This window comes from Pandoraea anhela (genome assembly GCF_902459655.1).
In the GTDB taxonomy this organism is placed as follows: Bacteria; Pseudomonadota; Gammaproteobacteria; order Burkholderiales; family Burkholderiaceae; genus Pandoraea; species Pandoraea anhela.
The window spans coordinates 1-12,891 of record NZ_CABPSB010000037.1; the positions used below are offsets into that span (position 1 = coordinate 1).

A 12,891-nucleotide genomic window follows, 5' to 3' on the forward strand; every position below is an offset into this window, starting at 1 on the left:
TGATGTCTTCTTCCATCGCCTTGCTCATCGTCATTTCCTCGATTATGACTTGAGCAGGTTTTCACTGGGTCAATACATGTCAGCGATTCCCCTGGCACCGTCGATTGCTTTCTCGGCCAGCGCAGCAGAATTGTGACATCGAAAACCACCTGAGGATCGTGGCTATGCCACCCTTTCGCGCAGCGTACCGCAGCGTTGGATATTCGCACCATACGATAGCGATGTGCTGTGTAACTTCTCAATCGCCGCGCTGCTCGGTTCAGGCCGTCGCGGTGTGCTGCTTTGGCTGCGAAGCATGATCAGCACACCTCCGTGAGCTTAAGCCCCTTGGACCGTTGTCGTCGGTATGCTTTCAAGTAGACCCTTGCGGATCATATCGACGAGACGGTCAATGTCCTCGATCGTGTTGAACATCGCGAGCGAGATCCGAATCCCGCCACGCTCGGGCGACACGCGCACGTCGTTGCGTGCGAAGTAGTCAGCCCACTGTTCAACCGGCAGATCCAGCACGTAGATGTGACGACGTTCGCTCCGCTTACACGGGCCAACAAGGCTGACATCGATCTCGTCAAGGTGTTTCAACAGATAGTCGCCCAATGCGAGGACATGCTGTTCGATTTCTGAAACACCAACGTGCTCTATCAGCTCGATGGCAGCCCCCAGCGCATACAGGTCCGGCAGATTCACGTTGCCAAGTTCGAAACGTAAAGCATCCTTGCGCACTGCCATGTCATCTTTGCGCGCGACGAAATCCGTCGGCGGGTTCAGCATGCTCGACATAGCGAGATATGCAGGCTCCAGCTCATCCAGGCCATCAGCAACATACAAAATGCCGAGACCATGCGGAACGAGCAGACCTTTGTGCGTGCCTGTTGCCAACACTGAGATGTTGAGCGCCTTCACATCAAGCGGAATGACACCAACCGACTGCATTGCGTCGACGACGAAGTAGATTCCGCGCTCCTTGCACAGCTTGCCGATGCTTGCTAGGTCGTGAACCTGGCCAGCATGGAACGTGACATGCGACAGCGTCACGACCTTCGTGCGCTCGTCGACATAGGGCGCAAAGGTTTTTGCCGTAGCGATTTTGTTGTCTGCCAGCGGCGCGAAGCGAACTTCAACGCCTTTGCGACGCAGGTTCAACCACGCATACGCATTGTTTGGGTGGTCGCCCTCGATTAGGACCACATTGTCTCCAGCCTTTAGCGGTACGGCATTGGCTGCGATGTTCAGGCCTTCCGAGGTGTTCTTCGTGAAAGCAATCTCTGACGGGGCTGCATTGAATAACTTCGCGACGCGCACCCGGGTTTCCTCAGCACGACGGAGCCAGATAGGCTTCGGTCCAGCCATTTCTTGCCCCTCGGTCAAGAACAAGTTCAGTGCGTTACGCACGGGGGTCGACAGAGGGGTTTGGAAAGCCGAGTCGAAATACAGCTGACGCTTGGTGACGGGAAATTGCTCCCGAACAGTTGCGAGCTTTTCAGTCGAAATCATAAGTAGTCTCACTTCCAGATGTGCTGAGTCAGCGCCTAATCAACAAGGGCACGGGCGCTACTGAATTTCAATTAGATCAACCCTAAATACGCTCACCACGGTTATGTACTCTGCTCAGGAAAGCACGCACACGCTCGTGTTTCGGTGAATAGAAGAATTCGGAAGGCGGAGCCTCCTCGATGATGTTTCCGCCATCAATGAAGACCACCCGGTCTGCGACAGCTTGGGCGAAGCCCATTTCATGGGTCACACAAAGCATCGTCATGCCCTCTTTTGCGAGGGCTACCATCGTGTCGAGTACTTCTTGGACAACCTCAGGATCCAGCGCGGAAGTTGGCTCATCGAACAACATGACGCTCGGCGTCATGCAGAGAGCCCGGGCAATCGCTACACGTTGCTGTTGGCCGCCAGAGAGCTGACCGGGGTATTTGTTCGCCTGTTCCGCGATACGGACCTTCTGGAGAAAATGCATCGCTCGGTCTCGGGCCACAGTCGTCTGTTCCTTGCGTACCTTGATCTGCGCGAGCATGCAGTTCTCGAGGACGGATATGTGCGGGAACAGGTTGAAGCTCTGGAACACCATGCCAACTTCTCGACGGATGTCGGCGAGCCTGGTTAGCTGCTCGCCATGCTTGAGGTCCTTCACAGCCACCGTTCCGCTTTCGAACGTTTCGAGACCATTGATGCACCGGATGAACGTTGATTTTCCGGAGCCTGACGGGCCGCAGATGACGATGCGCTCACCACGCTTGACACATAGGTCTATGCCCTTGAGAACGATGTGTTCGCCGTATCTCTTCTGCAATCCCGAGATCGTCACGATGTCTTCATTGGTAGTTTCTTTCGTTTGCATATTGAATCTCCGCTTAGTCGCGCGCCGATGACGGGCGGGGAAAGCCAAGGATGCGAGCGGCTTTCGCTCGGCTCACGGTCCAGGGTGTCTTTCGGCGCAATCGTTCGGCCAACTCTGAGCCAGCAGAGCACAAAATTAGATAGACGACGGCCACGAACACGTAGAACTCCGTGAGTTTCCCGTCGCGCTGGGCAATCTTTGCCGCGATGCCAAGAAAGTCGTTAAGCGACAGGACGTACACCAGGGCCGTGTCCTGGAAGAGGATGATGGTCTGCGTGACGATGATGGGCGCTGTCGCTCGCAATACCTGCGGGATGATGACCGACGCATACATTGTTGCCGTCGATAGCCCGAGCGCACGGGCCGCTTCGTACTGTCCCTTGTTGATGGCCTTGAACCCGGAGCGCACGATTTCCGCGTAGTACGCAGCCTCAAACATCGTGAAAGTCACGAATGCGGTCGACTGTGGTCCCAGAGGAATGGGGCGGCCCGTTGGCGAAAGATGGCCGAGTACCAGAGGCACGAGAAAGAAAAACCAGAACAGCACGAGAATCAGTGGGATGCAGCGCATCAGCGTCACGTACCCGCCAATAATTCGGGCAAGCACCGGCACCTGTAGTTGGCGAACCACCGCCATACCGGTTCCGAGAATCAGCCCACCAACACAAGCAACCAGAGTCAACTCGACGGTAAAAGCGAGACCCTTCATCAGGAACGGCAACGCCTCCCAGATCGCGTAAATGTCAAAGTGCATGGCGTTCACCCTATCTGCGAACCGATTCGCCCGATCCCGGGATTTCAACTGAGCGCTCGACGAGCGCTGCGACTTGATAAACAACGAGCGCCGTGACCAGGTAGATGATGGTTGCGCTGCCGAAAGCACCAAACGTCTTGAACGTGAATTCGTTGATTTGCTGGGCTTGTGCCGTCAGTTCGAGCAAACCGATGGTCAGCGCCACCGACGTGTTCTTCAGTAGTCCCAGTGCCTCGCTGGTGAGCGTTGGGACGGTGATGCGCAACGCCTGGGGAATGAGAAGAAGGCGATACGACTGGAACGTGCTCATTCCGAGTGCATGGCCCGCCTTCAACTGCCCGTCTGGCAAAGCTTTGATCCCAGCCCGAATTTGCTCGGCGACACGGGAGCCTGTGTACAAGCTGAGCGCAATAAGCGCCGGGATGAAGCTGGCCCACGGTGGTGGAACCGATTTGATGTAGTCGCCAAACGCCGTGGGAACAACCTCAGGGAAGACGAAGTACCAGAGAAACGCCTGAACGATGAGCGGGATGTTCCGGAAAATTTGTACATAACACCGGCCGATTATCTGCAGAGCGCGTGAAGGCGCGGTGCGTAGAGAGCCGACCAACACGCCAAGCACGAACGCCGCGACACCCGCCGTTACCCAGAGGCTGACAGTCCAGAGCAGACCGTTCATTAGCCAACTGAAGTAGGTGTTGCCGTCGGTTGTCTGTTCGAAAAGGAATCCCATCTCTGTTTCTCCGAAGCTCGTTTTCTTGACTGTCAGGCAGGCAGCTTGTCGCTCGGATGAGCGATGCGCTCCTTCAAATCATTCGAGATCGGAAAGACCAGATTCGTGTTGTTCGGCGGAATCGGCTTCTCAAACCACTTGTTGTAGATTTCGCCAAACTGGCCTGATGCCATCAGGTTGCTCAGCGTTTTATCAACGATGGCTTTGAATTCAGGGTCGTTCTTCGGGACCATCAAGCCATAGACGAGCGTGTTGTACACATCCGGCAGGAAGACATACTGATTTGGATTCGCAGCTTCTGCCCTCTTAGCTGCCAGGAGGATATCGTCCTCCATGAAAGCGGCGGCACGTCCCGATTGCAGCATCAGCATCGACTCGGCGTGGTCGTGCGCCTGCACGATTTTCAACCCGAGGTTGTTCTTTTCGCTGAGCTCCTTGGCAATCTGTACGGCGTTGGAGCCCTGGGTCACCACCACCGTTTTCCCTTTGAGGTCTGCTGCGCTCTTGATACCACTGTCCGCCTTCGTCAGCCACTTTGAATGACTCACGAACGTTGCTACCGAGAAGCCAACTTGTTGGAGGCGTTGGGCACTGCTCGACGTACCGCCGCATTCGATGGTGACCGTGCCGTTTTGGATGAGTGGAATGCGATTCGCACCGGTGACGGCCAGATACTTCACGTTGAGTTGCGGGAGGTTCAGGTTCTTCTTGAGCTCGTCGACGACCCGGGCACAGAGATCCAGCGAGAATCCAATCGGTTTTTGGTTCTGATCTATGTAAGAAAACGGAACCGAAGCGTCGCGATATCCGAGCGTGATTTCCTTCGTGCTCTTAATCTGGTCAAGCGTCTCCCCAGCATAGGTCGAACACCCTAACAAGCACCCCAGACTTCCTATTACCGCGTTAACAACCCAACTTTTCAACATTTGGTCACCCCACGATAGCGGGAAACTGGTTTCAGAGACTCCGAAACGTAGCCCTTCCCCGTGAGGGAATTAGACGCTCACAAAAATTCAATGTCAAATAAATACCGATTAGTGGAATTACTAGGTGCCGTTTATTGGAATATATCTAATGCGAATTTTTCTGCGCCATGCACCTGGATGCGCCGAGCCCTCTCCAGTTAAGGGGCGAGGCGCCTAAAGGCTGAAGGTTTCGACGGTCTTTGCCAGTTCCACAGACTGGCTGGCCAAGGCGTCGGTTGCGCTCGAAGCCTCCTCAACAAGTGCGGCGTTCTGCTGCGTGACATCGTCCAGGTCGAGCAAGGCCTGGCGCACTTCTTCCAGTCCGATAGCCTGCTCAGAGCCGGCTCCGGCAAGGCTGTCGAGAATCTTGGATAGGCGGTCGGCTGACTGAGCAATGTCGGCGGAGGCCGTCACTCCGGTGCCAACCAATTCGCTTGCTGAGCCCACGCGGCTCTGGGCATCTTTCGCTAGCACCGAAATTTCGCGCGCGGACTCGGCTGTCCTCTGTGCAAGTTGGCGAACCTCTGATGCGACGACGGCAAATCCACGGCCCGCCGCGCCAGCCCTTGCGGATTCAACCGCCGCGTTTAGCGCAAGAATGTTGGTCTGTGATGCGATCCCGTTGACCGAACTGCTGATGGCGGAAATTCGCGATGCAAGTTGACTGATCTCGCCCATCGTGTCGCTGATGCGCAGCACCGTTTCGCGACTGCGGGACGCGGAAGCGATCGACGCCATGGCCAGCTTGGCGGCTTCTGCCGTTCGCTCACTGTTCTGGCTCACGGTGCTGGCGAGGGTTTGGGCTGACGCCGAGGTCTGCTCAAGGGCGGCCGCTTGGCGCTCGGTGCGCGCCGACAGATCCTGATTGGCACCTGCCAATTGCGTCGAACCCGACATCACCTGCTCACTCGATGCCTTGACGCGTCGGAGCACTTCCGCAATTGCTTCCACGAAGCGGTTGAAGCTCTGTGAAATTTGCTCAATTTCGCGCCCACCATTTACATCGAGGCGCTTTGTGAGGTCGGCATTCCCTGATGCAATACTTTCCATTGCGTCCCGGACTCGGTCCAGGCTACGCATAGACCTAGAAACGAGCATGCTCAAAACGACAGCAGCGATCAGTAATGCGACCACCACCATCGCCAGAGCCACGTGTCTGGCCGCAATGATCGCACCGAGCGCTTCATTGGCGTCAACGAGAATGACGAGCTGCCAGGGAGTGCCTTCGACTCGGTGAGCCAAAATGAACTCATCCCGGCCGCCGATAGCCAAGCGCTCGCTCGCCCCAGCCTGAGATGCCTGCGCTAGGTGCTCCAAGCTGAGTCCCGAGAATACGTCCCCCACTGGTTTGAGTACCGCACTTGCATCGGGGTGTGCCACAACCGTGCCGTCCGCGCTGACCAGGAACGCAAGGCTCGAGGGCGTCGGCTTGATCGCAGCTAGGGTCGTCTGGACAGACTCCATCAGCACGTCGGCGGCCGCTACAGCCGAGACTGCTCCAGATTGGATGATGGGCACCGTGAACGTAACCGTTAGCTTCTTGCTACCCGCGCCGACGTACGGCAGGCTGATGAACGGCTTTTGATCTGCAGCCGCTCCCTTGTACCAGCCTCGCTTCGTTGGGTCGTAGTCGGCTGCGCGTGTTCGCTGCTGGTAAAAAATGGCCCGCTTGTCCGAATACCCGACATACACATCGTCGAAATCGCCAGCAGTCGCAGCAGCAGAGAGAGCTGTTGGCAGACTGTCACTCGCAATCGCGGGCACCAATGACTGGACGACTCGTTGCTTACTGGCTGCCCAACTCGAAATTTGCGACGCGTTGGCCAACGCGAGCTGTTCAAGGTCCGAGTTTAGTGCTGCATTGGCACCCCGTTGCGTCGTCGCGAGGATTACCGCCGCGACCGAAACCAGGCTCACGGCGGTAACCAGAAGGGCGACTGTCAGGACGCGCCCTTTCAGAGTTGCAATCATTGTTGTTGTCATCCGAGGGATTATTAAGGCTAAGCCAGGCGGACTTTTGCATTCGGTCCGCATGAGGACTTTGGCTTGACGCCTGCGTCAACAGGCCGATCAGAACTCCGAGAATGCTCGGCGGGTGCCTACTTCTTGCCCCCAACTTGCGCGCATCTGACGACTACGCTGTCGGCTGCAATTCTGTCATTAATGTTCCATTTAATGGAACTATTAATGGTCATTTTTGGGTGTAAAATTTTCGTTGTCAAGCGCCGTTCGAGCCGCGTCGCCGAGAATAGCAACGAAAAATACCGAGAAATCATGGCAGTTTTGTGAAGAATCGTCGGGTTGCCCAAGTGATGAACGGATGTTGGTGGTTGGATTGGTCGTTAATATTTGTTCCATTTTTTGGAACAAATAACTTATACTGATTCGATGGTTGCAGGACGGGGGGGCACACAGATAGATATTTGGGCTTCGCACCCCTAAGCTTGTTGCTACTTTTCAATCCGCGAGGAGATGTCGAAAGTCATGGCTACCGATGCAAACGTCAACGTCCGCACTGGAATTTTCGATGGCGCTCATGAAGCATTCGATTGAGCCACAGGGCCGTAGCGCCGCATCGGGTGTCAGCTCCAGTATCGCTGGACTGCGCGCTGAGGTTGCTAGCCTTCAAATCGATTTCGGTTATCCTGAGCGAGGCCATTTTCATCATCCGCACGGACCAGATGTCGAAGCCGGTCCGTAGAGCGCGACACACCTATACCCATGCGTAAGGAAAAAAATTCCATCCCCAGCCTACCGGACCCCGAGGTTTCGCCAACCGAGCGCGCCTTCCACATCATCGAAATGACGTCGCAATTGGGTCGCGTTTCGACGTCTGAAATCGTGACGGCGCTTGGCATTCCGAAGACAACCGTGCACCGGCTCGTCAGCAATCTAGAGGAGTTCGGGTTCCTTGAGCACGGCATGGAGCGCGGCCGCTATCAGGTGGGTCCCCGGCTCCTTGAACTCGCAACCAATATTCTGGCAGCGTCAACCTTGCACGGCCCTATCCACGCGTTGCTGATGGAACTGTCCCGTCGGACCGCGGAGACGGTGAGTCTCGGGGTGCTGCGTGGGTCGGAAGTGGTCTACATCGACAGCGCCATCGGGAATTCGCCGCTCACGCTGAATTTCCAGAAAGGTCATCGGGCGCCGGCACACTGCACGTCGAGCGGGCGCGTTTTCTTGGCCAATATGGAGAAGAAGCAACTGGACGCCTACATGCTAAGTGGGCCGTGGGAGCCGATTACTCCGTACACAATCGTCGACCCTGACCGTCTGCGGCAGGAGATTGATACGGTGCGCAAGCAGGGCTTCGCGACCAACGACTCTGAATTCGCTATCGGCGTCGTTGGTGCTGCCGTACCAATCTCCGGGCGCAACGGCCGCATCATTGGTTGTTTGAGCATCTCTGCGCCGAAGGCACGTAAGTCCCTCGAAGAAATTTCGATGCTGGTGCCGAGTATGCAGGCGGCAGCGTTGCGTATTACGAAAATTATGAGCGCTATCGAGGGCGATGAAGACGACGCAGAAGTAGAGGCTAAACCCGCCCCCCGCCGAAAGCGGACGTAAACAACGAGCGAGCACCGGAACTGCACCCCAAAAATAGGATGAAAATCCAAACCTTTGGGGTGTTTTTCATTGGGCGGTACGACGGGGCTTTTCGCGAGAAGCAGTGAAGCGTTACGTGGGTGGCCGATATGGGGGACAGGAGCGCTGCGCGGAAGTTTGGTCGGCATCCTGAGACCTTATAGCGCTGGGCAGGCGATCCCACTACCTACCGGCTTTCCGATTCTTACGCCATGCATCTCACTTTGGCCAAGGCAATCGGAATGCTTCGCCAAAGTGCACTGCATTTAAGCCAAATTCCGATCGCCACAAACACCGCCTCGTCGGAGCCGCTCATCATCCTGAGCATGTCGTTTCATCTCAGGAATGAAAAAATTGAAGACAAAAGCCGCTATTGCGTGGAATCCGGGTGCCCCCCTCACCATTGAAGAAGTCGATCTCGACGGCCCGCGTGCTGGCGAGGTGCTTATCGAAGTCAAGGCAACCGGGATTTGCCATACCGACTATTACACGCTGTCGGGCGCAGACCCGGAAGGTATCTTTCCCGCCATCCTCGGCCACGAAGGTGCAGGCGTCGTGGTGGACGTCGGCCCGGGCGTCGGTACGCTGAAGAGCGGTGACCACGCCATCCCCCTATATACCCCCGAGTGCCGTCAGTGCAAGTTTTGCCTGTCACGCAAGACCAATCTGTGCCAGGCAATCCGCGCAACGCAGGGCAGGGGGCTTATGCCCGACGCCACGTCGCGCTTCTCCCTCGACGGCAAGCCACTGTTCCATTACATGGGGACCTCGACCTTCTCGAACTACATTGTTGTTCCAGAAATCGCGGTCGCAAAAGTCCGTGAAGATGCTCTCTTCGACAAAATCTGCTACATCGGCTGCGGCGTCACGACGGGCATTGGTGCAGTCGTGTTCTCGGCAAAGGTGGAGGCGGGAACAAACGTCGTCGTGTTCGGGTTGGGCGGCATTGGGCTGAATGTCATCCAGGGTGCGAAGATGGTTGGCGCCAACAAAATCATCGGCGTCGATATCAACCCTGGCCGAGTCGAACTCGCAAAGAAGTTCGGTATGACGCACTTCATCAATCCGAAGGACGTGGAAAACGTCGTGGACCACATTGTCCAGTTGACCGACGGCGGTGCCGACTATTCGTTCGAGTGCGTGGGTAACACGCAACTCATGCGTCAGGCGCTGGAATGCACCCACAAGGGTTGGGGTCAGTCTTTCATTATCGGCGTTGCTGCCGCTGGCCAGGAGATCAGCACACGTCCGTTCCAGCTCGTCACCGGTCGTGAATGGAAAGGTTCTGCATTTGGTGGCGCTCGTGGCCGAACCGACGTTCCCTTGATTGTCGATTGGTACATGGAAGGCAAAATCAACATCGACGACCTTATCACCCACCACCTGAAACTCGAGCAGATCAACGAAGGCTTTGACCTGATGAAGAAGGGCGAGTCCATTCGCTCTGTCGTCATCTATTGAGTCGTGTACAAGGCTCGTCCGATGGTGCACTGCGGTGGGTGCCATCGAGCACAAAGAAACGTTTCTTGCGACAGATTCATTCTCTTGCTGCTCAGTCTTCACTGACCTCGTCTTAATCTTGGAGAGACCATGACCGTCTATACACACATTACCGTGGGCACCAACGACCTCGAAAAAGCGCGCTCCTTCTATGATGCCGTTCTCGGTGAAATCGGCCTTAAGCGTGTCGCAGACTTGGGCGACAACGGCTCGATTTGGGGGCAGAGTGCTCCGTCGTTTTTCGTACTGAAGCCTGCAAATGGCCAGCCAGCAACGGTAGGCAATGGCGTCACAGTGTCGTTCGAGGCTCCCAACCGCGCAGCGATTGACTCGTTCCACAAGACCGCACTGGCGGCGGGTGGTACGTGCGAAGGTCCGCCGGGCACGCGTGGCTGGGCCCCGAATGCATATGCAGCGTACGCTCGCGATCCCGACGGCAACAAGCTTGCCGTCTACTCGTTCAAAGCAGAATAAGTCGGCAGACTAACGCTGGGCGCCCCTATCGGCGCTCGGCGCCGCCATCCGCGGCCGCACCAAATCTGTGTCGATAGACGAGCGGTGTAATTCCCAACACCGTCTGGAACGCCTTGCGCATTGCGTCGTAGGTATTGAATCCAGCGCTTGCCGCGATGGTCTTCGCTGGCAGAGTCCCTTCCTCTAGCATTCTTCTGGCCACCTCGACACGTGCTCGCATCAGGAAAGCCGTTGGGGTTGTTCCAGTCTCCTTCTTGAAACATCGATTGAAGCTTCGCAAACTCATGGCCACCCGAGAGGCGAGCTCCGGAGCAGCGATATCCTTATCGAGGTTCGCAAGCATCCAGCTCTGCAACTCTCGTATGCCCAAATCCTGGGTTGCATGACTCTCGAGGTGCGTACTGAACTGGGACTGCCCGCCTTGCCGGCGCAGATACACAACGAGGTCTCGAGCCACGTCGAGTGCGATATCGGCGCCCAAGTCCTGTTCGACGATAGCAAGTGCCAAGTCGATCCCAGCCGTCACGCCGGCTGACGTCCAGATATTCCCCTGACGCACGAAGATGCAATCTGAGTCCAGCAGTATTGACGGATAGCTCGTTTGCAACATATCAGCGACAGCCCAATGCGTGGTCGCCCGTTTCCCATCAAGCAATCCGGCTTGTGCCAGAAAAAAGGCACCAGAACATAATGCGACGATTCGCTGCAATTGCGTTGCGGAAGATCGGAACCATTCGACAATTTCAGGAGCGTTTGAGACGGCTTTCTCAATATCCCAGGCACCCACTGCGATCGCCGTATGCGGGATATTCAGCGTAGATAGCTTCTTCTCCGCGAACAGGGGGATCTCGGTCTCGGACGCAACGGCTCCCAACTCCAACGACGTCAACTTGATGTCGTACCCGCCTGCCCGACCTCGCTTCTTAAGGTGAGCGTTCGCGTATTTAAAGACGCTTAGCGCGCCAACTGCCTCGAGGGCTTTGAAGCCAGGGTAGATGATGATGTCGACGGTGATGTTCATGCTTCTGGTCGCCCCAACTCGCAAAACCTCATTGTCGCTCGCGCATTCGGCGAGCGAAATGACCTTTGAGAAGGCACGACTCGATTCGATGCGCCGTTACTACAACCGGATGGGAGTAGAACGCCGGGCAGGCCATCTCCCGCATTTGTGCCACTGCCCGCGGTTGTTTTTTCAACACACTACTTGACCCTGGAGTGGCTTCAGGGTGTGAAGTACGCCCCGGTTCGTTCCACACGTAATCGTCAACCACCCTGCTCTAATGGGGGGAGGCTTGTGCACTGAGCTAGGCACAGGCCTAAAGTCAGCTAGACCGAGGGCGATTGATTGGGCACGACGCTGTGCAAAAGACAGCAGACCCACCCCCGGGTCTTCTTAGTGCGGTGCTCTGGCCGCTGAAGTGGCAAACAAGTCCAGGGTAGGCTCAAAACGGGCTGTTGCCGACGAGAGAGCACACTACCATGTTGTGCAACATGGTCTGAGGGGGCGGTGCCGGAAAGGCGCCGGTCCCAAGGTCCGTAACCTAAGTCAAAAAGGAGGCCGTCTTTGGAAGGCGATAGTAGTCGATTAATTTTCTTAGGCAGCGCTCCGAGCAGTGGCGCTAGCAGGAAGTTTCTTTCGACAACATGTGATTCAACATCAATCGCGAAAATCGCTGCGCGAACGATTCTGCCTGCGCGCTGACGACAACTGGTTGCCGCCTGCATGCGGCAATGGAGTTGCAATGCGTAACGAAAAATACTCTCGTGAGAAGACACGAGATTTCATTGAGGGTCGTCTCGATTTGACGGTGCCCTCCAAGCAACAGAGCACCACTTCAGAATCAGCTGATACATCTGCAGCTGGCTTCAAGCCCGCTAAGCGAAGCGGAGTGGGCGATCAGGCACTTCATTTGCAAAAAAGCTTGGTCTTGCCGAACGCTGCTCCATTTGCGGTGCTGCTCTCGACATTGATTGCCCTCGCCATGGGATGCTGGCTGCCGTTCGCGGACGCGCTTGGCTTCTTGAGTTTGCCGAATAGCTTCTGGCTGTAACGAACGACTTCGATACCTCGCGACTTCCCGCTCACAAAATTCATCGCAAAAACTAATTCTTGCCAGATCGGACGCTGGTACGGAGCGGCATTGTCACGTGCTCCTTCCTGCGACGGGATGACGCGTCCGTATGGGCAATCTCGTAAAACATAGATGACCATGAAGAAACTGATCGTTGCAATCTTGATGTGCCCGCTGTCTGCCTTTGCCGCGCATCCCCTTACCACCGACGACACCGGCACTCAAGACGCCGGGAACTGGCAACTTGAAGTCAACGGAGAGGTGACCTCCAAACAGCAGGATACTGGCCGCCAGGATCTTTGGAATTCGACCATCACGAATGGGGTCACCCTCTCCGCCAAGCATCTTGCTTTGAAAAAATGCCCGCTTACATTGAAGTGACCCCCAAGAGTTGGACATAAATCCAGCCCTTGGGGGTTTTTTCATGACGAAGTACGACGAGGCATTCAAGCGTCGCG

The 12,891-nt window shown here is 56.1% G+C and carries 12 protein-coding genes; 5 read left to right on the plus strand and 7 right to left on the minus strand.

Annotated elements, in window-relative coordinates; genetic code table 11:
• Nucleotides 1-318: 318 nt before the first annotated feature.
• The 6 genes from PAN31108_RS25760 to PAN31108_RS25785 all read right to left on the minus strand — a co-directional run bounded on the left by PAN31108_RS25760 (nucleotide 319) and on the right by PAN31108_RS25785 (nucleotide 6,770).
• The gene (locus PAN31108_RS25760) at nucleotides 319-1,494 is read right to left on the minus strand and encodes an aminotransferase class V-fold PLP-dependent enzyme (protein WP_150671595.1); all 1,176 of its coding nucleotides are present in this window, start codon (nucleotides 1,492-1,494) and stop codon (nucleotides 319-321) included.
• A gap of 82 nt (nucleotides 1,495-1,576) precedes the next feature.
• The gene (locus PAN31108_RS25765) at nucleotides 1,577-2,347 is read right to left on the minus strand and encodes an amino acid ABC transporter ATP-binding protein (RefSeq protein ID WP_174995147.1); all 771 of its coding nucleotides are present in this window, start codon (nucleotides 2,345-2,347) and stop codon (nucleotides 1,577-1,579) included.
• A gap of 13 nt (nucleotides 2,348-2,360) precedes the next feature.
• Entirely contained in the window at nucleotides 2,361-3,101 is a 741-nt protein-coding gene (locus PAN31108_RS25770) for an amino acid ABC transporter permease (RefSeq protein ID WP_217426363.1), read from the minus strand.
• Nucleotides 3,102-3,111: 10 nt separating this feature from the next.
• Nucleotides 3,112-3,834, minus strand: coding sequence for an amino acid ABC transporter permease (locus tag PAN31108_RS25775; protein ID WP_150671597.1), 723 nt, complete (start codon nucleotides 3,832-3,834; stop codon nucleotides 3,112-3,114).
• A gap of 32 nt (nucleotides 3,835-3,866) precedes the next feature.
• Nucleotides 3,867-4,760, minus strand: a complete 894-nt coding sequence (locus PAN31108_RS25780; RefSeq protein ID WP_150671598.1) for an amino acid ABC transporter substrate-binding protein — start codon at nucleotides 4,758-4,760, stop codon at nucleotides 3,867-3,869.
• Nucleotides 4,761-4,973: 213 nt separating this feature from the next.
• Nucleotides 4,974-6,770, minus strand: a complete 1,797-nt coding sequence (locus PAN31108_RS25785) for a methyl-accepting chemotaxis protein (protein ID WP_174995148.1) — start codon at nucleotides 6,768-6,770, stop codon at nucleotides 4,974-4,976.
• A 750-nt stretch (nucleotides 6,771-7,520) separates the two neighbouring features.
• On the opposite strand from PAN31108_RS25785, the gene PAN31108_RS25790 reads away from it, so the two are divergent.
• The 3 genes from PAN31108_RS25790 (at nucleotide 7,521) to PAN31108_RS25800 (ending at nucleotide 10,361) form a co-directional block, all read left to right on the plus strand.
• Entirely contained in the window at nucleotides 7,521-8,369 is an 849-nt protein-coding gene (locus PAN31108_RS25790; protein ID WP_150671600.1) for an IclR family transcriptional regulator, read from the plus strand.
• A 372-nt stretch (nucleotides 8,370-8,741) separates the two neighbouring features.
• On the plus strand, nucleotides 8,742-9,848 hold the full coding sequence (locus PAN31108_RS25795; RefSeq protein WP_150671601.1) for an S-(hydroxymethyl)glutathione dehydrogenase/class III alcohol dehydrogenase: 1,107 nt from the start codon (nucleotides 8,742-8,744) through the stop codon (nucleotides 9,846-9,848).
• Between the two features lie 129 nt (nucleotides 9,849-9,977).
• The gene (locus tag PAN31108_RS25800) at nucleotides 9,978-10,361 is read left to right on the plus strand and encodes a VOC family protein (RefSeq protein WP_150671602.1); all 384 of its coding nucleotides are present in this window, start codon (nucleotides 9,978-9,980) and stop codon (nucleotides 10,359-10,361) included.
• Nucleotides 10,362-10,386: 25 nt separating this feature from the next.
• Here PAN31108_RS25800 and PAN31108_RS25805 read toward each other — a convergent pair whose 3' ends face one another.
• Nucleotides 10,387-11,382 carry a GlxA family transcriptional regulator gene (locus tag PAN31108_RS25805; protein ID WP_150671603.1) on the minus strand — a complete coding sequence of 332 codons (996 nt, stop codon included), beginning with the start codon at nucleotides 11,380-11,382 and terminating at the stop codon, nucleotides 10,387-10,389.
• Between the two features lie 625 nt (nucleotides 11,383-12,007).
• Here PAN31108_RS25805 and PAN31108_RS25810 point away from each other — a divergent pair.
• Complete coding sequence (locus PAN31108_RS25810) at nucleotides 12,008-12,412, plus strand: hypothetical protein (protein WP_150671604.1); 405 nt, start codon at nucleotides 12,008-12,010, stop codon at nucleotides 12,410-12,412.
• A gap of 159 nt (nucleotides 12,413-12,571) precedes the next feature.
• Nucleotides 12,572-12,814, plus strand: coding sequence for a hypothetical protein (locus PAN31108_RS25815; protein WP_174995149.1), 243 nt, complete (start codon nucleotides 12,572-12,574; stop codon nucleotides 12,812-12,814).
• The last annotated feature ends 77 nt before the right edge of the window (nucleotides 12,815-12,891 follow it).

Excerpts from the sequence above, each read along its gene's own strand:
- PAN31108_RS25760 (WP_150671595.1), bottom strand. The coding sequence starts at position 1,494 with ATGATTTCGACTGAAAAGCTCGCAACTGTTCGGGAGCAATTTCCCGTC.
- PAN31108_RS25765 (WP_174995147.1), bottom strand. The coding sequence starts at position 2,347 with ATGCAAACGAAAGAAACTACCAATGAAGACATCGTGACGATCTCGGGA.
- PAN31108_RS25770 (WP_217426363.1), bottom strand. The coding sequence starts at position 3,101 with ATGCACTTTGACATTTACGCGATCTGGGAGGCGTTGCCGTTCCTGATG.
- PAN31108_RS25775 (WP_150671597.1), bottom strand. The coding sequence starts at position 3,834 with ATGGGATTCCTTTTCGAACAGACAACCGACGGCAACACCTACTTCAGT.
- PAN31108_RS25780 (WP_150671598.1), bottom strand. The coding sequence starts at position 4,760 with ATGTTGAAAAGTTGGGTTGTTAACGCGGTAATAGGAAGTCTGGGGTGC.
- PAN31108_RS25785 (WP_174995148.1), bottom strand. The coding sequence starts at position 6,770 with ATGATTGCAACTCTGAAAGGGCGCGTCCTGACAGTCGCCCTTCTGGTT.
- PAN31108_RS25790 (WP_150671600.1), top strand. The coding sequence starts at position 7,521 with ATGCGTAAGGAAAAAAATTCCATCCCCAGCCTACCGGACCCCGAGGTT.
- PAN31108_RS25800 (WP_150671602.1), top strand. The coding sequence starts at position 9,978 with ATGACCGTCTATACACACATTACCGTGGGCACCAACGACCTCGAAAAA.
- PAN31108_RS25805 (WP_150671603.1), bottom strand. The coding sequence starts at position 11,382 with ATGAACATCACCGTCGACATCATCATCTACCCTGGCTTCAAAGCCCTC.
- PAN31108_RS25815 (WP_174995149.1), top strand. The coding sequence starts at position 12,572 with ATGAAGAAACTGATCGTTGCAATCTTGATGTGCCCGCTGTCTGCCTTT.